This is a genomic window from Tersicoccus solisilvae, assembly GCF_014643255.1.
Classification (GTDB): Bacteria; Actinomycetota; Actinomycetes; order Actinomycetales; family Micrococcaceae; genus Tersicoccus; species Tersicoccus solisilvae.
Map to the genome: position 1 here is coordinate 42477 of NZ_BMJI01000017.1, position 23103 is coordinate 65579.

At 72.5% G+C, this 23103-nt stretch carries 20 protein-coding genes; 8 read left to right on the forward strand and 12 right to left on the reverse strand.

Annotated elements, in window-relative coordinates; translation table 11 throughout:
• Window positions 1-80: 80 nt before the first annotated feature.
• The 4 genes from IEX22_RS12080 to IEX22_RS12095 all read right to left on the reverse strand — a co-directional run bounded on the left by IEX22_RS12080 (window position 81) and on the right by IEX22_RS12095 (window position 4584).
• The gene (locus IEX22_RS12080) at window positions 81-836 is read right to left on the reverse strand and encodes an SDR family NAD(P)-dependent oxidoreductase (protein ID WP_188668660.1); all 756 of its coding nucleotides are present in this window, start codon (window positions 834-836) and stop codon (window positions 81-83) included.
• The gene (locus IEX22_RS12085) at window positions 833-1714 is read right to left on the reverse strand and encodes a hypothetical protein (protein WP_188668661.1); all 882 of its coding nucleotides are present in this window, start codon (window positions 1712-1714) and stop codon (window positions 833-835) included. Before IEX22_RS12085 ends, IEX22_RS12080 begins: the two co-directional genes overlap by 4 nt.
• A gap of 201 nt (window positions 1715-1915) precedes the next feature.
• On the reverse strand, window positions 1916-3298 hold the full coding sequence (locus IEX22_RS12090) for an FAD-dependent monooxygenase (protein ID WP_188668662.1): 1383 nt from the start codon (window positions 3296-3298) through the stop codon (window positions 1916-1918).
• Complete coding sequence (locus IEX22_RS12095; protein ID WP_188668663.1) at window positions 3295-4584, reverse strand: MFS transporter; 1290 nt, start codon at window positions 4582-4584, stop codon at window positions 3295-3297. Before IEX22_RS12095 ends, IEX22_RS12090 begins: the two co-directional genes overlap by 4 nt.
• A gap of 64 nt (window positions 4585-4648) precedes the next feature.
• Between IEX22_RS12095 and IEX22_RS12100 the strand changes: the two genes are divergently transcribed.
• The 4 genes from IEX22_RS12100 (at window position 4649) to IEX22_RS12115 (ending at window position 8352) form a co-directional block, all read left to right on the forward strand.
• Entirely contained in the window at window positions 4649-5431 is a 783-nt protein-coding gene (locus tag IEX22_RS12100) for an IclR family transcriptional regulator (RefSeq protein WP_229659998.1), read from the forward strand.
• 193 nt (window positions 5432-5624) lie between these two features.
• Window positions 5625-6755, forward strand: coding sequence for a cupin domain-containing protein (locus IEX22_RS12105; RefSeq protein WP_188668665.1), 1131 nt, complete (start codon window positions 5625-5627; stop codon window positions 6753-6755).
• Window positions 6752-7594, forward strand: a complete 843-nt coding sequence (locus IEX22_RS12110; RefSeq protein ID WP_188668666.1) for a fumarylacetoacetate hydrolase family protein — start codon at window positions 6752-6754, stop codon at window positions 7592-7594. The genes IEX22_RS12105 and IEX22_RS12110 overlap by 4 nt, the downstream gene beginning before the upstream one ends.
• A gap of 2 nt (window positions 7595-7596) precedes the next feature.
• Complete coding sequence (locus tag IEX22_RS12115) at window positions 7597-8352, forward strand: maleylpyruvate isomerase family mycothiol-dependent enzyme (protein WP_188668667.1); 756 nt, start codon at window positions 7597-7599, stop codon at window positions 8350-8352.
• Window positions 8353-8512: 160 nt separating this feature from the next.
• Here the strand turns inward: IEX22_RS12115 and IEX22_RS12120 are convergent, their stop codons facing one another.
• From IEX22_RS12120 to IEX22_RS12145, 6 genes are all read right to left on the reverse strand, one after another.
• Entirely contained in the window at window positions 8513-9151 is a 639-nt protein-coding gene (locus tag IEX22_RS12120; RefSeq protein WP_229659999.1) for an alpha/beta hydrolase, read from the reverse strand.
• A 61-nt stretch (window positions 9152-9212) separates the two neighbouring features.
• A complete protein-coding gene (locus IEX22_RS12125) occupies window positions 9213-10400 on the reverse strand; it encodes an SDR family oxidoreductase (protein WP_188668668.1) in 1188 nt (395 codons plus the stop codon).
• A 73-nt stretch (window positions 10401-10473) separates the two neighbouring features.
• Window positions 10474-11865, reverse strand: coding sequence for a GntP family permease (locus IEX22_RS12130; protein WP_188668669.1), 1392 nt, complete (start codon window positions 11863-11865; stop codon window positions 10474-10476).
• Window positions 11865-12545, reverse strand: a complete 681-nt coding sequence (locus IEX22_RS12135) for a bifunctional 4-hydroxy-2-oxoglutarate aldolase/2-dehydro-3-deoxy-phosphogluconate aldolase (RefSeq protein ID WP_188668670.1) — start codon at window positions 12543-12545, stop codon at window positions 11865-11867. The genes IEX22_RS12130 and IEX22_RS12135 overlap by 1 nt, the downstream gene beginning before the upstream one ends.
• Window positions 12538-14205: an N-acyl-D-amino-acid deacylase family protein gene (locus IEX22_RS12140; RefSeq protein ID WP_188668671.1), complete on the reverse strand. Its 1668-nt coding sequence runs from the start codon at window positions 14203-14205 to the stop codon at window positions 12538-12540. The genes IEX22_RS12135 and IEX22_RS12140 overlap by 8 nt, the downstream gene beginning before the upstream one ends.
• The gene (locus tag IEX22_RS12145; protein WP_188668672.1) at window positions 14205-15590 is read right to left on the reverse strand and encodes a type III PLP-dependent enzyme domain-containing protein; all 1386 of its coding nucleotides are present in this window, start codon (window positions 15588-15590) and stop codon (window positions 14205-14207) included. The genes IEX22_RS12140 and IEX22_RS12145 overlap by 1 nt, the downstream gene beginning before the upstream one ends.
• A 143-nt stretch (window positions 15591-15733) precedes the next feature.
• Between IEX22_RS12145 and IEX22_RS12150 the strand changes: the two genes are divergently transcribed.
• The 4 genes from IEX22_RS12150 (at window position 15734) to treS (ending at window position 20408) form a co-directional block, all read left to right on the forward strand.
• The gene (locus IEX22_RS12150) at window positions 15734-16810 is read left to right on the forward strand and encodes a sugar kinase (RefSeq protein WP_188668673.1); all 1077 of its coding nucleotides are present in this window, start codon (window positions 15734-15736) and stop codon (window positions 16808-16810) included.
• A complete protein-coding gene (locus IEX22_RS12155; protein WP_188668674.1) occupies window positions 16807-17601 on the forward strand; it encodes an IclR family transcriptional regulator in 795 nt (264 codons plus the stop codon). Before IEX22_RS12150 ends, IEX22_RS12155 begins: the two co-directional genes overlap by 4 nt.
• Window positions 17598-18014, forward strand: a complete 417-nt coding sequence (locus IEX22_RS12160) for a RidA family protein (RefSeq protein WP_188668675.1) — start codon at window positions 17598-17600, stop codon at window positions 18012-18014. Before IEX22_RS12155 ends, IEX22_RS12160 begins: the two co-directional genes overlap by 4 nt.
• 138 nt (window positions 18015-18152) lie before the next feature.
• Complete coding sequence (gene treS, locus IEX22_RS12165; protein WP_229660000.1) at window positions 18153-20408, forward strand: maltose alpha-D-glucosyltransferase; 2256 nt, start codon at window positions 18153-18155, stop codon at window positions 20406-20408.
• A gap of 95 nt (window positions 20409-20503) precedes the next feature.
• Here treS and IEX22_RS12170 read toward each other — a convergent pair whose 3' ends face one another.
• Both IEX22_RS12170 and IEX22_RS12175 read right to left on the reverse strand, forming a co-directional pair.
• Window positions 20504-21652 (reverse strand): cystathionine gamma-synthase, encoded by a 1149-nt coding sequence (locus IEX22_RS12170; RefSeq protein WP_188668676.1) that lies wholly within the window; start codon window positions 21650-21652, stop codon window positions 20504-20506.
• Window position 21653: 1 nt separating this feature from the next.
• The gene (locus tag IEX22_RS12175; RefSeq protein ID WP_188668677.1) at window positions 21654-23024 is read right to left on the reverse strand and encodes a cystathionine beta-synthase; all 1371 of its coding nucleotides are present in this window, start codon (window positions 23022-23024) and stop codon (window positions 21654-21656) included.
• Window positions 23025-23103: the final 79 nt, after the last annotated feature.

Here is a 23103-nt window from a genome sequence, read left to right on the forward strand (position 1 = left end):
CCGAACCCCATGCTCAGAGAGCCCCGCTTTCGGGCGGGAACCGCTGACTCAGCGACAGAGGTCGGGCGGGAACCGCTGACTCAGCGACCGACGCGGCCGGCCGCGGCCATCAGCCGATCCGGCAGGAGGCGACCGGCGGAGACCAGCGCGCGGTACCGCTTCGACGGCACGACGACGGCTCGCCCGGCGAACGCCGCAGCCAGTCCCTCGCGCACGACGCGCGGCGCCTCCAGCCAGGCGACGCCGGGAATGTTCCGGGTGTCCAGCTCCATCCGCCGGTGGAACTCGGTGCGTACGAGCCCGGGACACACCGCGGTCACGACGACGCCGCGGGGCCGGTACTTCACGTTGGCCCACCGGCTGAAGCTGATCAGCCACGCCTTGGCCGCGCCGTAGGTGCCGCGCGGAATGAAGCCGGCCACGGAGGCGACGTTGACGATGTGGCCGCCGCCGCGCGCGGCCAGCGCCGGGATGGCGGTGTGGCTGAGCGCCAGGGGCACCTCGACGAGCAGGTGCAGTAGTCGCTGCTCGTCCGCCAGCGGCGTGTCGACGAAGTCGGTGAGGATGCCGTACCCGGCGTTGTTGACCAGCACGGTGACGGGGTTCTCGGCCTGCTCGAGGCGCTCTCGCACCGCGGCCAGACCGTCGTCGGTGACCAGGTCGGCGGGCAGCACCTCGGTTCGCACGCCGTGCTCCCGCTGCAGCTCCGCGGCCAGGGCGCTGAGTCGCTCCCGGTCGCGGGCCACCAGAACGACGTCGTGCCCGGCCGCGGCGAGCTGCCGCGCGAACTCCGCCCCGAGCCCGGCGGACGCGCCCGTGACGAGCGCCGTGGTCACCGGTCGGTACCCGCGTCCCCGGCCGAGCCGGACGACGAAGCCGACGCGTCGTCCGTGCCGGCCGACGGCGTCGACGCGGGGGACGGAGCGGTATCCGACGGCTTCGAGGAGAGTTCGATCCGCTGCAGGTCGGTGACGAGCTCCCCGGGCAGGGTGTCCGGCACCTCGCCGAAGGCGTCCGCGGTGGCCTTGACCACCGCGCGCCCCATGGCGAGGTTGGCGCCGCCGCCGATCACGGCGCCCACGCCGAACGGCAGGGCGCGGCCGAGGACCGCCCCGCCGCTGCGCAGCAGGTAGCGCTTGATGAAGCGGCGCCGGATGCTCGCCATGATGGTCTTCGACAGCGTGGTGGAGCTGCCGCCGCCCAGGGCCAGACCCCAGCGGGTCGTGGGTCCGCCGCCGCGACCGGCCGCCTGCGCGGCGAAGGACTGCATCAGCTGGCTGCCCTCCTCGCCGAGCATGATCGCCATGACCATGGCCTTGGTCTTCTCGGGGTCCTTCGCGTGCACGCCGTGCAACTCGGCGATCGACTGCGCGTAGAACGCGCTCGCCTCGAGGAACGCGCCGGTGGCGACGGCTGACAGGCCGAGCGAGGCGACGGTGCCGATGCCGGGCACGACGGCGGTCGCCCCGATCCCGCCGCCGCCGACGGTCACCGCCGCCAGGTAGTCGCGCTGCAGCAGCTTCGCCAGCTTCTTCGCGGTGGCGTCCGGGTGCTTCTTGCGCAGTCGCTTGAGGTTGGCCAGCACGAGGGGGCGGTTGACGTCGAGGGTGCGATTGAGCACACGGGTCAGCCCCGGCTTCGGGTTGCCCTCGTCGTCGAAGGCCGCCTTCGTCACGAACTTCACTGCCGGATTGGCCGGTCGTTCCGATGCCATGATTCCTCCTGGTCGCGGACGTGGATCTGCCCCCACTGTACTCAGCGGGCTGAGCATCGACGGGCGCACCGATGCGCCGAACGCGAACGCCCCGGACGCGGCAACGACGGGCCTTCCGCGGGCGTGTGCCGCGCGAGAGACCCGTCGAACCGTGGGCCGGGCCGCCCGTGTGGGGGCGGCACGGAGTGAGGGAGCCGTCGATCAGACGGCGACCTTGTGGCTGAGCGCGGCCGGGGTCTCCTCGGTCGCTCCACCGCCGACGACGCGGGCGGCGCCGGGACGGTTGTCGTCGCCGACCGCCGCGATCCGCTCGATGGCCTCGCTCGGTCCCGCGGCCGGGTCCAGCGCGTCGGTCGCCTCGACGGAGTAGGCCCAGTCGGTGAAGCGGTACACGTCGGCACCGGCGCCGGCGAACAGCATGTCGCGCAGCAGCTTCTCCACCGGCCGGCTGACGTGCCAGGACTCTCCCCACACCCGGGCGGTGCGCTGCACGCGGGCCGTCCGGGGCGCGCGCACGGCGTTGTACCGGGCGAGCGCGCCGTCCCACGCCGCGTTGTCGGCGGTGTCGCCGGCGAACACGGAGTCGGCGGTGATGCGCTCCAGCACTCGCGCGTCCTCCAGCGCCTGGCAGGCACCCTGGGCGAGGTACTGGAGCATCGGGTGGGCCGAGTCGCCCAGCAGGGCGGTGCGGCCGTCGACCCAGGTGGGGATCGGCGCCCGGTCGAACATCGGCCAGCTGCGCACGCGCCACAGGTTGGCCAGGGCGGCCTTCACCTCGGGCACGCAGTCCCGGTAGGCCTCCTCCAGTTCGTCCTCGCTGCCCCAGATCTCCTCTCCCCGCAGGAACGCCGGGGACTGGAACACCGCGACGGTGTTGAACATCTCGCCCTTGCGCAGCGGGTACTGGACCAGGTGGCACTGCGGGCCGAGCCAGACGACGACGTCCTCCATGTCGGACTGGTACGTGACCTCGGAGACCGGCAGCGCGCCACGGTAGGCGACGTAGCCGGAGGGGATGGGCTTGTCGTCCGCGATCTGTGCGCGCAGCTTCGAGTGCAGGCCGTCCGCGGCGACGACGACGTCGGCCTCGAAGGTGCGCCCGTCCCGCGCCGTGGCGGTGGCCCGGGACCCGGCGGTCTCCGTCCCCGTCACCTCGACGTCGTTGAGCAGGGTCACGCCGGCCTCGGCGGCCGCGTCCAGGATGATCCGGTGCAGGTCGGTGCGGTGCACGACGACGTACGGGGCGTCGTAGCGCTTCGCGAACTCGTCCCGCACGTTCTGGCGCAGCAGCTCGGCGCCGGTGGTCGCGTCCCGGAACACGATGTGCTTCGGCTGGACTCCGACCTCCAGGACCGCGTCCAGCAGGCCCCAGTCGCGCAGCACGCGGGTCGCGTTCGGGGCCATCTGCAGGCCCGCGCCGACCTCCCCGAACTCGGGGGCGTGCTCGACGAGCGTGACGTCCGCGCCGTTCCGCTTCATCGCCAGGGCGGCGGCGAGTCCGCCGATGCCGCCGCCGACGACCAGGACCTCGCTCGCCCTGTCCGTGCCGGTCGTGTCGTTCGTGTTCGCGTCGTTGGTGCTCACGTGACCTCCAGTGCGTGGTTCTCGTTGATGGCGACCGGGTGGCGGCGAACCCCCAGCAGCAGGGCGGCCGCGACCAGGGCCGCGACGCCGAAGACGATGAAGTTGACGGCCGGGTCCAGCCCCTTGGTGGCCAGCAGCAGACCCGAGATCTGCGGGGCGAGGACCGCCCCGATCCGGCCGACGCCGAGCGCCCAGCCCAGCGCGGTGCCGCGCAACCGGTCGGGGTAGCGGCTGGCGATCGCGGCGATGATCAGGCACTGCGTTCCGTGCGTGCCGACACCGGCGAGGACCAGCAGCAGGTAGACGACGCCGGTGGCGGACGGGTGGGTGATCAGCAGGACCAGCGACACGCCGGCCAGGACGGCGGCGACGATGCCGGTGGGGACGGCGCCGAAGCGGTCCCCCGCCCACGCCGTGAGTAGCGAGCCGGCGACCGCGCCCAGGTTCAGGGCGAGCGTGAAGGTCAGCGCCGGGCCCAGGTCGAACCCGGTGGAGGCCATGATCTTCGGCAGCTGGGTGCCCAGGCCGTACCAGGCGAACAGGGTGAACAGCGTGGCGATCGCGAAGAGGACGCTCATGCCCAGGTAGGGCGGACGGAGCAGGTGCCCGAAGCCGGGCTTCTCGATCTCGGCCGCACCGTCGGCCGCACCGCGGCCCGTGGAGGCCAGCGTCTCGGGCAGGACGGCGAATCCGACCGGGACGAGCACGACGAGGGCGAGGACGGCGACGAGGAACATCGACGGCCAGCCCAGGGTCGGGATCAGCGCCAGACCGCTGAGGGCGGCGATGCTGCCGCCGATCGGCACGCCGGACATCATGAGCGTGGCCATCATCGAGCGCCAGCGCGCCGGGATCAGCTCGGCGGCCAGGGCGTTGGCGGTCGGCACCAGGCCGCCGAGCCCGATGCCGGCGAGCAGCCGCAGGGCGCCGAAGACCGGCGCATTCGGGGCGAAGGCGCACAGCACGGTGAACAGGGAGAAGACGATGGCGCAGCCGAGGATGGTGCGCTTGCGCCCCCAGGTGTCGGACATGCGGCCGGCGAACACGGCGCCGATCATCATGCCGACGAAGGCGAGAGAGCCGATCGTGCCGGCGGAGGCGGCGTTCAGCCCCCAGCCGGTCCTGGCGATCAGCTCGTTCTGCACGGTGCCGTAGACGATCAGGTCGTACCCGTCGAACACGACGAGCAGCCAGCAGATGATCACCGCGACCAGGGACCGCCGGCCGAAGGTGCGCGGCGCCGGAGCGTGCGACACCGTCGTCGACGCGGGAGTGGTGTGGGACATGTCCTCCATGGTGCGCGTCACACCGACGAGAGCGGGATAACATTCTGCTGTGCAGAATTCCCCGTTGCAGGTTCGCCCCGCCTACGCGCTGACGTCGGTGGACAACACGCTGCGGATGCTGCAGCTGCTGCGGGACAACGGCCGGCTGCGGCTCAAGGACGCCGCCGAGGAGCTGCAGATCGCCCCGTCGACGGCGCACCGGCTGATGGCGATGCTGGTGTACCGCGGGTTCGCCGTGCAGGACGAATCGCGCCAGTACCTGCCCGGGCCGTCCATGGGGGCTGGGCCGGTGACCGGCAACTGGAACCGTCGGCTGCGCGTCCTGTGCACGCCGCAGATGGAGGCGCTGTGCGCCGACACCGGGGAGACGGTCAACCTCAGCGTGCGCAGCGGCACGAAGTCCCGATTCCTGTTCACCGTGGAGTCCGGCAACGTGCTGCGTGTGGGCGACAGGCGCGGCGCCGTGCTGCCGGCACACCTGACGTCCGGGGGGAAGGTGCTGCTGGCCGAGCTCGACGACGCCACCGTCCGACGGCTGTTCACCTCGCCCGGCGCCGAGACGAGCGGCGACGCCCTGGACGAACCGGCGCTGGCGGACCTGGTGCGCGAGCTGGCGACGATCCGGGAGAAGGGCTTCGCCGCCAACGTCGAGGCGACCGAGCCGGGGGTGAGCGCCCTCGGCGTGCCGGTGCGCGGACCCGGCGGACGCGCCGTCGCCTCCCTGCACCTCTCGGCCCCCAGCTCCCGGTTCGAGCGGCTGCTGGAGCGGCCGGTGCTCGGGATCCTCTTCGAGCGGCGCCGGCTCATGGAGGAGGACCTGGCCGACCTCGGCGAGCCGGACGCGTGACGGCCGAGTTCCACATAGCAGAATGGTTTTCCCCCTCGCCGTCGGTGTGCCTAGAGTCGAGAGGACTCGGGTGACCCGCGCCACAGCGACGTGGCCGAGGGCCGACACCGTCGGCCGGTCATCGCCCCGAGCTCTCGCTGCATCGAGCCCTACGCAGCCCGGCAGCCGCTGCCCCAGCCACCAGGAGGTCACGATGTCCGTCTTCGACGAGGCCACGACGCACGAGAGTGCCCACAACGCCATGGTCGCCACCGAGCCGACGCCCGAGGAGGCCGCCGAGCTCGAGGCGATGTACGCCACCATGGCCAAAGAGAACATGATCCCGCTGTGGACCCAGATCGACGAGCTGATGCCCATGGTGCCCAGCCCGTCCGCCGTCCCCCACGTGTGGCGCTGGAACACCCTGCTGCCGCTCGCCGAGCGTGCGGGCGACCTCGTGCCCGTGGGCCGCGGCGGTGAGCGGCGCGCCATCGCGCTGGCCAACCCGGGTCTGAAGGGTCTGCCCTACGCGACGCCGACCCTCTGGGCCGCCATCCAGTACCTGGGCGGCCACGAGGTGGCCCCGGAGCACCGCCACTCCCAGAACGCGTTCCGCTTCGTCGTCGAGGGCGAGGGTGTGTGGACCGTCGTCAACGGCGACCCGGTGCGCATGTCCCGCGGCGACTTCCTGCTCACCCCGGGCTGGAACTTCCACGGCCACCACAACGAGACCGACCAGCCGATGGCCTGGATCGACGGCCTGGACATCCCGTTCGTGCACGGCATGGACGCCGGCTTCTTCGAGTTCGGCACCGAGCGCGTCACCGACGAGGCCACCCCGGACATCTCCCGCTCGGAGCGGCTGTGGGCCAACCCCGGTCTGCGTCCGCTCTCGGGCCTGCAGAACACCACGAACTCCCCCATCGGCGCGTACCGGTGGGTGCACACGGACCGGGCACTGACCGAACAGCTCGCCCTCGAGGACGAGGGCCACCCGGCCACCGTCGGCCAGGGCCACGCGGCCGTCCGCTTCGTCAACCCGACCACGGGCGGGGACGTCATGCCGACGATCCGCGCCGAGTTCCACCGGCTGCGCGCGGGCGTGCAGACCCGCACCGTCCGCGAGGTGGGCTCCTCCGTCTACCAGGTCTTCGAGGGCACCGGCGCGTTCGTGCTCGACGGGCAGACCCACCGGGTGGAGAAGGGTGACATGATCGTCGTCCCGTCGTGGGCCGCGTGGTCCATCCAGGCGGAGAGCCAGTTCGACCTCTTCGCGTTCGGCGACGCCCCCATCTACGAGCGCCTCGCCTTCAACCGCACCTACATCGAAGGAGACAGCAAGTGAAGCTCGCGACCCTGCGCACCTCGTCCGGAACCATTGCCGTCCGGCAGGACGGGGACGTGTTCGTCGAGATCGACGGGTACGCCGACCTCGGGAAGCTGTTCGCCCAGGAGGGCTGGGAGCAGATCGCCGCGGCGGCCCAGGGCGCCCAGCACTCGGTCGAGGGTGCCGATCTGGCCGCCGTCGTCCCGGCACCGTCCAAGGTGCTGTGCGTGGGCCTGAACTACGCCTCCCACATCACCGAGATGGGCCGCGACCTGCCGGAGTACCCGACCCTGTTCGCGAAGTTCGCCGAGACGCTGACCGGCCCGTACGACGACGTCGAGCTGCCCGAGGCGGACCCGGCGATCGACTGGGAGGCCGAGCTGACCGTCGTCATCGGCAAGAAGGCGCGCCGGGTCTCCGAGGCCGAGGCCGGCGAGTACATCGCCGGGTACACCGTGGCCAACGACATCTCGATGCGCTCCTACCAGTTCCGCACCAAGGAGTGGCTGCAGGGCAAGATGTGGGAGGCCTCCACGCCGGTCGGCCCCGTCGTCGTCACCCCCGACGAGCTGGCGACGGACGCGGCAATCACCACCGAGGTCGACGGCCAGCAGATGCAGGTCGGCTCGATCGGCGACCTCGTGCACGGGCCCGAGTTCCTCGTCTCGTACATCTCCGAGATCATCACCCTCAACCCGGGCGACCTGATCCTCACGGGCACCACCGGCGGCGTCGGCCGCGCCCGCACCCCCGAGGTGTACATCACCGACGGCCAGACCGTGAAGACCGGCATCGAGGGCATCGGCGAGCTCGTCAACGTCGCCCGCGCGCAGGTGCCCGCCACCGCGGGGGCCTGAGCATGGTCGCCCGGCACGACCTGGTCACGGACGAGAAGGTCCGCGGCGAGCTGCTGACCGCGCGACGGGGCACGGCGTTCTTCGCCCGCAAGCTCGGGGAGCTCTCGTACGCGGACATGGACGAGCCGTCCCTGCTGCCGGGCTGGAACCGGCGCAAGCTCATCGCCCACGTCGGCTACAACGCCCGGGCGATCTCCCGGCTGGTGGAGTGGGCGGCGACCGGGGTGGAGACCCCGATGTACCCGGACAGGGAGTACCGGAACCGGGAGATCGACTTCGGGGCCACCCTGCAGCCGATCGCCCTGCTCAACCTGTTCGACCACTCCGCGGTGCACCTGTCCGTCGAGTGGCGCGACCTGCCGGCCGCGAAGTGGTCCGCGCAGGTCCGCACCGCCCAGGGCCGCACGGTGCCCGTCTCGGAGACCGTGTGGATGCGCACCCGTGAGGTGTGGCTGCACGCGATCGACCTGGACAACGGTGCCCGGTTCACCGATGTGCCGGACGACGTGCTGCGTCGCCTGCTCACCGACATCACCGGGGTGTGGGCCAAGCGCGGCGACGCGTACGTGCTGACGGTGACCGGCGGCCCGCACGACGGCGAGCGCGTCGGTGCGACCGACGACGGCGCGGCCGCCGAGGTCGGCGGCTCGCTGCCGGACCTGGTGCGCTGGGCCTCCGGCCGCGTCCCCGCCGGCGAGTCGTCCGGCGTGACGCTCGCGGACGGCTCGGCCGCCGCGCCGGCGCCCGCCTGGATCTAGTTCCCGCTCACCGCTCGACGGCCGTCCGGTTCGTTCCGGGCGGCCGTCGCCGTCTCCGGCGGTGCAATGGCTACAGCGAGTGGTACGGAAGGGGCCCGTGTGACGATTGCCTGCACACTCGCGTCACAGCAGCACCACTCGCGGTAGCCGTTGCACCGTCTCACCCCGCGTCGAGCACGTGCTCCCGGAGGAACAGGTCGGTCTCGATCATCATGGCCGGGGTGATGACGTGCCGGACGCCGTCGAACTCGCGCCGGGTCAGCGCGGTGTTCTCCTCCAACCACTCCTGGGTGTACCGCAGCGCGCCGGGGTGGATCACCCGGTCGCCGGTGCCGCGCTGCCACAGATAGGGCGTCCGTGTCGGCAGCGGCTCGGTGACGGCGAGCAGGTCGACCTCGGGGACGAACCCGCCGATGCCGATCACGCAGCGGAATCGCCCGGGCCGCAGTCGCAGCAGCATCGTCGCCATCGCCATCCCCTGGGAGAACCCGAACAGGCTGACACTGGCGAAGGGCCCGGTCGCGAGCACGCCGTCCAGCCAGGCGAGCACGCCGGAGGCCGCGGTGATCACCTGCCCCTGGTCGGTGCGCAGGCCGGGGTCCAGCAGGTACCAGCCGACGTCGCCGCCCACGTCCAGGCTGCCGCGCGGCGCGGCGGCGGTGACGCCGGCCGGCAGGGTGGCGAACAGGGACTCCATCCGCTCCTCCCCGGTGCCGTAGCCGTGCAGCATCACCAGCAGATGGGTGCCGGCGCGTTCGTTCTCCGGCCGGGAGAAGGCGCCCGGCATCGTCGACGTCATGCCGCCAGTATCGCCGGAGCCGCCGGGAGTCACCGGATCGAGCGAGCGGCGACGCCCCCGATCAGGGGATCAGCCGGTCCGCCCGGTAGCGGGCGAACAGGTCTGCGAAGGCCTGTTCGGTGCGTCGGTAGCCGGTGAAGCCGGCCGCCCGGCTCTTGCCCATGTCGGTCACGACCTCCAGGTCGCGGCCGAGGTCGGCGTCCGTGTGCCACCACGACGCCAGCCGGGAGATGTCGGGCTCGACCAGCCCGTGCTTCGCCGCGATCGCGGGCCACTCGGACTCGTACGCGGCCATCTGCTGCTCGAGCGGCCGGGGTTCGCCCGCGAAGCCGACGACCCGGTCCGCCGGCACCTCGAGGTGAGCGGCCAGCCGCGGCCACATCCACCGCCACCGGAACACGTCCCCGTTGACGATGTTGAACGGCTCGTCCGCCCCGGCCGGATCGGTCGAGGCCCAGATCATCTGCTCGGCGAGGACACCGGCGTCCGTCATGTCCGTGAGGCCGTTCCACTGGGTCTCGCTCCCCGGGAACACGAACGGCAGGCCCAGTTCCTTCGCGAGCGTCGCCTGGACCGCGAGCGTCAGCCCGATGTTCATGGCATTGCCGACGGCGTGGCCGATGACGGTGTGGGAGCGGTGCACGGACCAGGTGAAGCCCTGCCGCCCGGCCGCGGCGACCAGCTCGTCCTCCTGCGCGTAGTAGAAGTTCGGGGTCGGCTGCCGGGGCTCCTCCTCGTGGAACGGCGTGTCCGGCATGGTCCCTTCGCCGTAGGCCTCGAACGGACCCAGGTAGTGCTTGAGCCCGGTCACGAGGGCGGCGTGCTGCACCGGGGCGTGCGCGAGGGCGGCGAGCAGGTCGCGGACCATGCCGCCGTTGACGGCGATGTTCTCGGCCTCGGTGGGCATCCGCTGCCAGGCCGTGAAGAAGACATGGGTCGGCGCCTCGGCAGCGAGCGCGGCCCGCAGGCTGTCCGGGTCCCGCAGGTCGGCGGCGATGCCCCGCACGCCCGGACTGGTGGCCGGCCGCCGGGAGAGGGCCAGGACCTCCCAGCCGTCCGCGGTCAGCTGCTCCACGAGGGCGGAGCCGGTGATGCCGCTGGCACCGACGACGAGGGCCGTCCGCCGTCCGGGGCCGGTGCTGGTTCGGTCGGGGCTGGTCGGGTCGGGGCTGGTCGGGTCGGTACCGGTTCGGTCGGGGCTGGTGGGGTCGGTGCTGGTGGGGTCGGGGCTCGCGTTCGTCGGATTCACCCTTCGTACAGGCCGCGGGCCGGACAGGAAATTCCTGCCCGGCCCGCGGTCGGCGTTGATCGGCGCGAACCGGTCACACGACGAGGAACAGCAGGCCCGCCGCGGCGAACCCGACCACCGAGAGCACCGTCTCCAGCACGGTCCACGTCTTCAGGGTGTCCTTGACCGACATGTTGAAGTACTTCGCGATGATCCAGAACCCACCGTCGTTGACGTGGCTGGCGATGATCGAGCCCGACGAGATCGCGATGACGATCAGCGCCAGCTCGGGCTGGGAGAACCCGGCCGAGGCGACCGACGGCGCGAGGATGCCGCCCGTGGTCACGATGGCGACGGTGGCCGAGCCCTGGGCGATCCGCAGCCCGCAGGAGATGACGTACGCGGAGAGGATGAGCGGCAGGCCGGCCGTGGCGAGGCTGTCCGCCACCGCCTTGCCGACGCCGGTCGCGGCCAGGACCGCCCCGAAGAAGGCGCCCGCGCCGACGACGAGGATGATCATGCCGATCGGCCGGAGTGCGTTGGACGTCAGCTCGGCGAGATCGGAGGCGGCCATGCCCCGGCGGGTGCCGAGCAGCCACATCGCCAGCAGCACCGCGACGGTCAGGGCGATCGCCGGGTTGCCGAAGAAGATGAGGATGTCGCGGCCGAGGCCGGCCGGCACGAAGACGTTGCCGAAGGTGCCGCCGAGGATGAGGATCATCGGAAGGCCGATCGCCAGCAGCACGGTGCCCAGCGCGGGCTCCCGGCCGGTGGCCCCCGTCTCCTCGTCGACGACCATGTCCTCGGGGACGGTGGTGTGCACCCGCTTGCCGATCCAGGTGCCCCAGAGGATGCCGGAGACGAACCAGGCGGGGATACCGCAGGCCAGACCCATGATGATCAGCCAGCCGAGCTCGACGCCGAACAGCCCGGCGGCGGCCACCGGTCCGGGGTGCGGGGGCAGGAACGCGTGGGTCACGGACAGGCCGGCGAGCAGCGGCAGCGCGTAGAGCGCGAGGGACCGGCCGCCGCGGCGGGCGGCGACGTAGACCAGCGGGGCGAGCACGAAGATGCCGATGTCGAAGAACACCGGGATGCCGAGCACGAAGCCGGTGATGCCCATGGCCAGCGGGGTGCCCTTCTCCCCGAAGATGCGCACCAGCCGGTCCAGCAGCACCTTGGCGCCGCCGGAGCGTTCGAGGATCGCGCCGAGCACCGTGCCGAGGCCGATGATGAGCGTGATGTGGCCGAGGATGCCGGCGAAGCCCTTCTCGATCAGGGCGTCGCTGCTCTTGGTGGGGGTGCCGACGAGCTGTTCGATGCTCACCCCGCCGGCCAGGGCCACGAGGACGCCGGTGCCGACCAGGGCGATGAACGGCTCGACCTTGACCTTGATGATGAGGAACAGCAGCAGGGCGATCCCGGCCGCGGCCAGCAGCAGCAGGCCGGCGGTGTCGTGGTGGAGCCAGGTGATGAACGCGTCCATCAGTTCTCCTCGTCGGTGGCGGGGGTGGTCAGGGCGGTGGTGAACTCGCGGGCGCGAGCGGTGATGTCCGTCCAGGCGGCGGCCTCGACCGCGGCCGGTGGCACGACGGAGGTGCCGCTGCACACGGCGAAGGCGCCGGCGTCGAGCCAGCCGCGCGCGTTGCCCGCGTCGACCCCGCCCGAGGGCAGCAGCCGGGCTTCCGGGAAGGGACCGTGCAGGTCCTTGAGGTGACCGGGTCCGAGCGTGCGGGCCGGGAAGATCTTGACGATCTCGGACCCGAGGTCCAGGGACCGGGCGACCTCGGTGGGGGTCATCGCCCCGAGGCTGACGGGGATGCCGGCCTCGACGGCGACGGCGGCCACCTCCGGGCGGATGCCGGGGGTGACGAGGAACCGGGCTCCCGCCTCGACGGCGGCCCGCGCCTGCTCGGCGGTCAGCACGGTGCCGGCGCCGACGAGCGCGCCGTGCGCGGCCGCGGCGTCGGCGGCCACTCGCAGGTGCCTCAGCACGTCCGGGGTGGTGAAGGTCAGTTCGAGGATGCGGATGCCGCCGGCGGCGAGCGCGGCGAGCAGGTCCGCCGCATCGGGGATCCGGTTCGCGCGGACGACGGCGAGGGTGCGGTCCGCCGCGAGCAGGCCGGTGAGGCCGCCCGGGTCCGGGGTCTGGGGTTGATCAGTCATCGCGGGGTGCGGTTCCTCTCGGGGTGCGGCGCAGCGCGCGGCCGGCGCGGGCGCCCGTGGGTCGGCCGTCGTCGACGGCGGCGACGCCGTTGACCAGCACGTGGTGGATGCCCGCGGCCGGCTGGCGCGGGTCGTCGAAGGTGGCGCGGTCGGCCACGGTGTCGGGGTCGAAGATGACCAGGTCCGCGGCCCAGCCGGCGCGGACCAGGCCGCGGCGGTCCAGCCGCAACCGTGCCGCGGGCCGGCCCGTGAGGTGGTGGACCGTCTCCTCCAGGCCCATCAGGCCGAGGTCCCGGCTGTAGTGACCGAGGTAGCGCGGGAAGGTGCCCCAGGCCCGCGGGTGCGGCTTGGCCCCGACGAGGATGCCGTCGCTGCCGCCGGTGTGGGCGCGGTGGACCATGATGGCCCGCACGTTCTCCTCGTGGCCGACGTGCTGGAGGATGCCGGTGCCGCATCGGTCCCGGGTCAGGATGTCCGCGAACACGGCGAACGGCTCCCGCCCCTCGTCGGCGGCGATCGCCGCGACGGTCCGGCCGACGTAGGGTTCCAGGTCGGCGTGCCGGACGCCGCTGATCTCGATGGTGTCCCACTCCGCGGTGACGCCGTGGCAGCCGTCCGAGCCGGTCACCTCGAGATCCTGCCGGATCCGGTCCCGGGCAGCCGGGTCGGCCAGCCGCACCAGGGTGGACTCGACCCCACCGGCGGAGGACCAGCTCGGCAGCACCGCCGAGAGCGTCGTCGCCCCCGGTAGGTACGGGTAGGTGTCCAGGGTGATGTCGGCACCGGCGTCGAGCGCGGCGTCGATCAGGGCAAGCAGGTCGGGCGCGCGACCGGCGTTCTCCGCGAAGTTCATCGTCGCGTGGGCCAGGTGCAGGGCGCAGCCGGTGTCCCGGCTCAGCCCGATCATCTCGGCGTACGCCTCGAGCGCCCCCTTGCCGTACGAGCGGTGGTGCGGCACGTAAAAACCGCCGAGCGCAGCGACCGTGCGGCAGAGCGCACCGAGTTCCGCGGTGCTCGCGTACATGCCCGGTGTGTACGTCAGGCCGGAGGAGAGGCCGACGGCGCCCTCGAGCATTCCGGTGCGCACGACGTCCTGCATCCGGGCCAGCTGCTCGGCAGTGGGGTCGCCCGCGTCGAAGCCCATGACGAGGGCCCGGACGGTGCCCTGCGGCACGAGGTAGGCGGCGTTCGTGGCGATCCGGCCGCCGTCCGCGTCGGGCCGGTCGAGGCGGTCCAGGTACTCGCGGACGCTGCGCCAGGACCAGTCGAAGCCGTCCGGGTCGTCGTTCCAGCCGGCGATCTTCTCGCGCACCCCGGCCAGGGTGGCGTCGTCGACGGGCGCGTAGGAGAGGCCGTCCTGGCCGAGCAGCTCGGTGGTCACGCCCTGGGTCAGCTTCGCCTCGTGCCGGGGTGTGGCCAGCAGCTGCAGGTCCGAGTGGGCGTGCATGTCGATGAAGCCGGGGCTGAGCACGAGCCCGTCGGCGTCGATGGTCCGGTCCGCGGCGGTGCCGGCCAGCTCCCCGGGCGCGGCCACGGCGGCGATGCGGGTGCCCTCGATCGCCACGTCGGCGTGGCGCCGGGGCGCACCCGACCCGTCGACGACGGTGGCGCCGGTGATCACCGTGGTCCGGGCGGTCACCGGCACGTCGGGGGCCGCCATCAGAAGAAGGTCCGCACCGTGTCGACCACGACGGCGTCCTCGGGCCGGTCCGCGTCGTCGATCACCGGCACGAGCGTCCACTTGTCCATGGCGGTGCAGGGATGGGAGAGCCCGAGCCGGACGACGTCACCGGGCCGCAGCTCGATGCCGTCCGTCGTGTCGGGGTCGGTCACCAGGTAGCAGTGCTGGTCGTTGACGGCCGTGATCCGGGCGCCGGTGAGCGGGCGCATGGGGGCGCCGAGTTCCGGGCCGATCAGCTGCGGAACGGGCAGCCCCTCGTCGACCGGCAGGTCCCGCTTGCCGGCGTCGAGGATCGCCAGGCCGGGCTCGGGGGCGGAGACCACGCGGGCCCACACGTGCATCGCGGACCGGAAGGCGTCCTCCCCGTCCGGGTCGTGCCGCGCAGGGCCCTGGCGCGAGAACGGGGAGATGCCGCGGTAGAAGCCGTCGTCGTGGATGACGTAGGCACCGGAGCGGAGGACGACGTCGACGCGGGGCCCGGCGGCGCCGCCCGAGCTGCCGCGCCCGGTCGCGCACGGGCCGAGAATCCCGACGACGTCGTCGAAGTAGGCGCTGCCGCCGGCGGTGACGAGCGCGTCCCCGGGGTAGGCGCCCTCGGCGAGCAGGCGCTCGTGCAGGGACCGGAGCGCGGTCAGGTACTGCCGGACCGCGGCGAGTCCCGCGTCGTCGGCGGTGTGCGCGAGGGAACCCTCGTAGCCGCCGACGCCGGCGAGGCGGCCGTGGCGGCTGGCCCCGACGGCGCGGGCGACCTCCAGGGCCGCCTCGACGCTGCGGGCACCCGTGCGGCCGCCCGCTCCCCCGAGCTCGACGATCAGCTCGAGCTCGACGTCGGCGCCGTCGTTCGCGATACCGGCGGCGCCCAGCACGGCGTCGATCCGCTCGACGGTGCGCACGTCGTCCACCCAGGAGACGATGCGGGCGCCGGAGGCCACCTCGCCGGCCACCCAGCGGATCGCCTGCGGGTCCGTCAGGCTGTTGGCGAGCATGAGCGTCTGCACGCCGACGTGCCGGCCGACGCGCAGCTGCGCCGGATTGGCGAGCGTGATGCCCCAGGCACCCCGATCGAGCTGGGCGCGCCAGAGCGCCGGGGCCATCGTGGTCTTGCCGTGCGGGGCGAGCAGCACGCCCCGGTCGCGGCACCAGCCGGCGAGGAGGTCGAGGTTGTGGGTGAGGGCCCCGGAGTCCAGGGTGAGGAGCGGGGTCTGCAGGTCGGCGAGCGCGCTGCCGCCGGAGGCGAAGGCCTCGGCGGTCAGCCCGTGCCGGGAGGCCGGCACCGCCTGGTGCCGCCAGTCCAGCACCTCGGTGCGCAGGCCGTCCACGGCCGCGGCGTCGATGGCCGGACGGGTGCCGGATGCGTCTGCCATGGTCCCCCCTCTTGTCGTCGACGGTGATGCGATTGCACATAGCGCAACGCTCGTTGCGTATGGAGTGTGACTTGTCTAGCATCGTCGTGTGACGGGCGTCAACACGGATGCCCGCCCCGTCGACTCCAGGAGCGCTCCCGCCCATGCCCACCGCCGTCTGCCTGGGCGAGACCATGGCCGTGCTCACCCCCGGATCCGGCCGCACGCTCAGCGACGCCGACGAGCTGCGGATCGGCGTCGGGGGCGCCGAGTCCAACGTGGCACTCGGCCTCGCCGCCCTCGGCGTGGACGCCCACTGGGTGAGCCGCGTCGGCCGCGACGGCTTCGGCGACCGGATCCTGCGCCACCTCGCCGGCCAGGGCGTCGGCGTGGGCGCCGTCGGCATCGATGACGAGCGCCCCACCGGGCTGTACGTCAAAGTCCCCAGTGCCGATCCCGAGCGGACGCCCGGCCGGGTGCTCTACTACCGCCGCGGCTCGGCCGCCGCCGCCCTGGGCCCGGACCTGCTGGACGACCCGGCCGTCGCGGACCTGCTCGACCGGGCCGACCTGATCCACCTCAGCGGCATCACGGCCGCCCTCTCCGACGACTGCCGCGCGCTCGTCGAGCGCCTGCTGGGCCGGCCCCGGGACACCCCGCGGGGCCGCCAGCGGATCAGCTTCGACGTCAACTGGCGGCCGGCCCTGTGGACCGGCCGCCACCCCGAGGTGCTGCGCGCCCTGGCCGACCGCGCCGACGTCGTCCTCGTGGGCGCCGACGAGGCGGAAGCCGCCTTCGGCACCACCACCGAGGCCGGCCTGCGCCGACTGCTGCCGTCCCCCGAGGTCGTCGTCGTCAAGGACGGTGCCGTGCGGGCCAGCGCGCTCGCCCGCGACGGGTCCGGCACCCGGGTGCCCGCCCTCACCGTGGCGACGGTCGAGCCCGTCGGCGCCGGGGACGCTTTCGCCGCCGGCTACCTCGGCGGCCTGCTGCTGGGCCGCCCCGAGCACGAGCGGCTGCGGGCCGGCCATGTGGCGGCCGCCGCAACCCTGACCGTGCGCGCCGACCGCGGCGTCCTCCCGGAGAAGGGTGTCCGGGACCGGCTGCTCGGCTGCTCGGACGAGGACTGGTCCCGCACGGCCGCCACCGCCGACGGCTTCGCCGTCGACGGGGTGCCCGTCCGAACGAACCCGGCCGCGGACGACCACCCGCACGCGGTCGAGCCCCGGGTCCGGTCATGAGCCAGAGCCTGCTGCGTGCCCTCGACCTGCTGGAGCGGCTCGCCGACGGCCCCGCCGGCCTCGACGAGCTGGCCGCCGCCGCATCGGTGCACAAGACGACCGTGATGCGCCTGCTGCACGCCATGGAGGAGCGCCGCTTCGTCGTCCGCGACGAGACGCAGCGCTACCGGCTGGGCGCCAAGCTGTTCGAGCTCTCCGCCCTGGCCCTGGAACAGCGCGAGGTGATCAGCATCGCCCGCCCCCACCTGGCGGCCTTCAACCAGCGCACCGGCCACACCGTGCACCTGGCCGCCCTGGAGGGTGATGAGGTCGTCTACATCGACAAGCTCGAGTCACGCCACCCGGTCCGGATGTACTCGCGCGTCGGACTGACCGCGGCCCTGCACGCGGCCGCCGTCGCCAAGGTGCTGCTGGCCGACCTGCCGCCGGTCCGCCGCCGCGCCGTCGCGGCCGGCCTCGACTACGTCGCCCTGACCGAGCACACCATCACGACGCCGGACGGCCTGCTCACCGAGCTCGAGACGGTGGCCCGGCAGGGGTGGGCGCTCGACGGCTCCGAGCACGAGGCGTTCGTGCACTGCATCGCCGCGCCCATCCACGACGCGCGCGGCCGGGTGATCGCCGCCGCCTCGTGCTCCGTGCCGGTCGTCCTGCTCGATCGGCCGGGCCTGCTCGGGCTCGTCCCGGACCTGATCGCCACCACCGACGCCGTGTCCGCCGACCTCGGCTGGACGCGGCCGAACGCCATCGCTCCGACGCCCCCCACCCGCAACGAGAGGACCCCCTCATGACCGCGTCACCGACCGCCAAGACCGTCATCACGACCGACGGCGCCCCCGCGCCCGCGCACACCTTCTCCCAGGGGGTGGCGAAGGGCGGCCTCCTGCAGATCTCCGGCCAGGGCCCCATGGACCCCGCCACCAACGAGTACATCGCCGCCGGCGACGTCAAGGCCCAGACCGCCCGGACGCTGGCAAACGTCAAGGCCATCCTCGAGGCGGGCGGCTCCTCGGTGGAGGACGTGCTGATGTTCCGCGTCTACCTGACGAAGCGCGAGGACTTCGCGGCGATGAACGAGGCGTACGGCGAGTTCGTCGAGGCGAACGTGCCGAGCGGCGCGCTGCCGTCCCGCACCACCGTCTTCGTCGACCTGCCGCACGAGGTCATGCTGGTCGAGATCGACGCCCTCGCCGTCACCGGCTGAGGCCGCCACCGCGCCGTGCCCGAGGACCGGGGACGGGCCGGGCAGTGATATGAAAGATCGATGACGCGACCACGCGAGGACACCGCCGGTCGACGCAGCGCACGCGACCACCCGATCGACACGATGGAGGAGCCACGCATGTCCGCTCCCGAGCCCGCCCCCGAGACCACCTCGCTCCCCCTGGTCGACGTGCCGCCGCCGACGGCGGAGGACGTCGAGCCGACGGACGTCAACTACGACGAGGCGTTCTACCCCGCGCGGCCGCGGCAGGTGCGTCCCCGGGCGCGGCGCAACCAGCAGTACGGCGACGCGAAGCCGCCGTTCGACCCGGTGGGCACCAACCCGGCGTACGTCGAGTGGCTGCGCGGTCAATCGATGCTCGGCGACGCGAAGACCCTCTCCCGGCAGCTCTCCGGGCAGGCCAGCATGTGGCAGAACCCGTATGCGCGGCCGAATCCGCGCAAGGCCGTCAACAGCGCATCCGTGTGGTTCACCGCCTACCCCATCTCGCTGATCACCCGGCCGGGCCAGTCGTTCCTCGCCGCACTGGGCAGCCCCAAGCTGTGGGAGGCCTTCGAGCAGATCGGCATCCAGGCGGTCCACACGGGACCCGTCAAGCGCGCGGGCGGGCTCGACGGCTGGGAGTACACGCCGAGCGTCGACGGTCACTTCGACCGGATGAGCATGGCCATCGACCCCCTGTTCGGCACGGAGGACGAGTTCCGGTCCATGTGCGAGGTCGCCAAGGACCACGGCGGCACCATCATCGACGACATCGTGCCCGGCCACACCGGCAAGGGCGCCGACTTCCGCCTCGCCGAGATGAACTACCGCGACTACCCGGGGCTCTACCACATGGTCGACATCCCGGAGTCGGACTGGCACCTGCTGCCCGACGTGCCCCCCGGCCAGGACTCGGTGAACCTCGACGCCGCGGCGGAGCGCGCCCTGCAGGAGGCGGGCTACATCATCGGCGAGCTGCAGCGGGTCATCTTCTACGAGCCGGGCGTCAAGGAGACCAACTGGAGCGTGACCCGCCCGGTGATCGACACCACCGGCCAGGTGCGCCGCTGGGTGTACCTGCACTACTTCAAGGACGGCCAGCCCTCGCTGAACTGGCTGGACCCCACGTTCTCCGGGATGCGCCTGGTGATGGGCGACGCCCTGCACTCGCTGCTCGACCTGGGCACCGGAGCGCTCCGGCTGGACGCCAATGGCTTCCTCGGCGTCGAGAAGGGCGTCGAGGAGGCGGCGGGCTGGTCCGAGGGCCACCCCCTCTCCGAGGCGGCCAATCAGCTGATCGGGTCCATGGTGCGCAAGGTCGGCGGGTTCACGTTCCAGGAGCTGAACCTGAGCATCGACGACATCCATTCGACCTCGTCCATCGGCCCCGACCTGTCCTACGACTTCGTCACCCGGCCGGGCTACCACCATGCACTCGTCACCGGGGACACCGAGTTCCTCCGGCTCACCCTGCGGCAGGCCCAGGAGATCGGCGTCGACCAGGCCAGCCTCGTGCACGCCCTGCAGAACCACGACGAGCTCACCTACGAACTGGTCCACTTCGTCACCCGGCACAAGGACGAGGTCTTCGAGCTCGGCGGCCGCTCCCTGACCGGCGCCGAGCTGGCCGAGCAGGTGCAGTCCACGCTGCGGGAGAGGATCACCGGCGAGGCGGCGCCGTACAACCTGGTGTTCACCACCAACGGGATCGCCTGCACCACGACCAGCGTGATCACCGCGGCCCTCGGGATTCGCGACCTGGACACGATCACGGACGACGACGTCGACCGGATCCGCGACGCCCACCTGCTGCTGGCGATGTACAACGCCCTGCAGCCGGGCGTCTTCGCGCTGTCCGGCTGGGACCTACGCGGCGTGCTGCCCCTGGAACACGAGCAGGTGAAGTCCCTGATCGCGCAGGGCGACACCCGGTGGATCAACCGGGGCGCCCACGATCTGGCCGGGTCGATGTCCCAGACGAGGATGTCGGGGTCGGGCCTGCCCCGTGCCCGCAGCCTCTACGCGTCGCTGCCAGACCAGCTGGCGGACGAGAGCTCGTTCGCGATGCGCCTGTCGCGGATTCTGCAGATCCGCGACCGGCACGGCATCGCGGCCGGCACCTTGCTGGACGTCCCGGACGTCTCCCACCCCGGGCTGCTCGTCATGGTGCAGCGCACGGCCACGGAGACCCTGGCCGTGACGGTCCTCAACTTCTCGGCCGACGAGGTGGACGGCACGATCCGCTCGGAGCACCTGCCCGACGGCGCCCGCGTCACCGACGCCTTCTCCGGGGAGGCGGTCGGCCGCATCGACGGCGCGCACGAGCTGCCGATGCACCTGGGTGCGCACCGGGGCACGACGCTGCTGGTCCGGGAGGCGCCCGACGCCTGACCTCCCTCTCGCCAGCTCGTCAATAGATGTTCCATCCGGGCCCTCGGGGACCATGTTTCGTGCATCTATTGACGAGCTGGCACGAGAGTGAGGGGCTAGCCGATCGCGGCGAAGGCGCCCTCGAGGTCGGCGATCAGGTCGTCGGCGTCCTCCAGTCCCACGGAGAGGCGCAGCAGGTCCTCGGGGACGGCGAGCTCGGTGCCCTTGACGGACGCGTGGGTCATCTCCGCTGGGTAGCAGATCAGGCTCTCCACGCCGCCGAGGGACTCGGCGAGCGCGAACAGCTCGGTGTGCCGCACCAGGTCCAGCGCCGCCTGCGGGCCGCCGGCCAGGCGCATCGAGACCATGCCGCCGAATCGGGACATCTGCCGGCCCGCGAGCTCGTGCCCCGGGTGGTCCGGCAGCCCCGGGTAGAACACCTGGGAGACGGCCGGGTTGCCGGCCAGCGCCTCGGCCACCCGCTGCGCGTTCGCGGAGTGGCGTTCCATCCGCACGTCGAGGGTCTTCAGCGACCGGGAGGTCAGCCAGGCGTCCATCGGGGAGTTGATCGCCCCGACCGCGAACTGCAGGAACGCGATGCCCTCGGCCAGCTCGGCGTCGTCGCCGACCACCAGCGCCCCGCCGACGACGTCGGAGTGGCCCCCGATGTACTTCGTGGTGGAGTGCACGACGACGTCCGCGCCCAGGGACAGCGGCTGCTGCAGTGCCGGGGTGGCGAACGTGTTGTCGGCGACGACGACGGCGCCGGCCTCGTGCCCGATCGCCGCCAGCGCCGCGATGTCCGAGACGGTCATCAGCGGGTTGGACGGGGTCTCGACCCAGAGCATCCTCGTGGTCGGCCGGATCGCGGCGCGCACCGCGTCCAGGTCGGCGACGTCCACGGTGGACAGCTCGATGCCCCAGGGTGCCCAGATCCGGTTCATCAGCCGGTGCGAGCCGCCGTACACGTCGTTGCCCATCAGCAGGTGATCCCCGGGCTTGAGCACCGCGCGGACCAGGGCGTCCTCCGCGGCGAGCCCGGAGCCGAAGGTGAAGGCCCGGCGCCCGCCCTCGAGGCTGGCGAGCTGGGTCTGCAGTCCGTCCCGGCTGGGGTTGCCGGAGCGGGAGTACTCGTACCCCTCGCGCAGGCCGCCGACGCCGTCCTGGACGAATGTCGACGTCATGAAGATCGGGGGGATCACCGCGCCGGTGCGCGGTTCGAACGGCTGGCCATCGTGGATGGCGCGGGTGGAGAAGCCGGACATGTCATGCCTCCTTCGCATAGAACGTCAGCAGGTCGCTGCGGGTGATCACACCCGCGGGCTTCGCCTCGTCGAGGACGAGCAGGGCGTCGGTGTCCCGTAGCCGCTGCTGCAGCGCGTCGACGTCCTCGTGGATGCCGATGTGCGGCAGGCCCCCGGCCTGGTGCTTGCTCACCGCGTCGGCGAGCCGGGCGGCGCCCGTGAAGACGGCGTCGAGCAGGGAGCGCTCGTCGAGCGACCCGACCACCTCACCGAGCACGACGGGCGGCTCGGTCGAGAGCACGGGCAGCTGGCTGACGCCGTACTCGTGCATGATCTCGATCGCATCGTGCACCGTGTCGGACGGGTGGGCGTGCACCAGCGCCGGCAGGCCGCCGGTCTTGCCGGCCAGCACGTCGCGGACGGTGGTGTCCCCGTCGGGGCCGGCGAAGCCGAGCGAGCGCATCCACGCGTCGGAGTAGACCTTCTGCAGGTACCCGCGGCCGGAGTCCGGCAGCAGCACGACGACGACGGCGTCGGCCGGCAGGTTCTTCGCCGCCTTCAGCGCCGCGGCGACCGCCATGCCGGAAGAGCCGCCGACCAGCAGGCCCTCCTCGCGGGCCAGGCGCCGGGTCATGGCGAACGACTCGGCGTCGTCGATCGCGATCACCTCGTCGACCAGGTCGGGCGTGTAGGCGTCCGGCCACATGTCCTCGCCGACGCCCTCGACGAGGTACGGCCGTCCGGTGCCGCCGGAGTAGATGGAGCCGAGCGGATCGGCGCCGATCACGCGGACGTTGCGGTCCGAGGCCTCCTTGAGGAACCGCGAGGTGCCCGAGATGGTGCCCCCGGTGCCGATGCCGGCGACGAAATGGGTGACCTTGCCCTCGGTGTCCCGCCAGATCTCCGGGCCGGTGCTCGCGTAGTGCGCCGCCGGGCCGGCGGGATTGAAGAACTGGTTGGGCTTGAAGGCGCCCGGGGTCTCGGCGACGATCCGGTCCGAGACGCCGTAGTAGGACTCCGGGCTGTCCGGGGCCACCGCGGTCGGGGTGACGACGACCTCGGCGCCGTAGGCGCGCAGCGTCGCGCGCTTGTCCTCGGCGACCTTGTCCGGGCAGACGAAGATGCAGCGGTAGCCGCGCTGCTGGGCGACGAGCGCGAGCCCGACGCCGGTGTTGCCGCTGGTGGGCTCGACGATGGTGCCGCCGGGCTTGAGCTTGCCGGACTTCTCCGCCTCGTCGATCATCGCCGTCGCGATCCGGTCCTTGACCGAGCCGCCCGGGTTGAAGAACTCGACCTTCGCCAGCACCGTGGCGGCGATGCCCTCGGTGACACGGGTGAGCTTGACGAGCGGGGTGTTGCCGATGGTGTCCAGGACGGACTCGGCGTAGCGCATGGATGCCTCCTGACGTGACAGTCCAGCGTACCGAGTGGCGCTCGCCGCCGCGTCGGTGCGGACGTCCGGCGTCATCGGA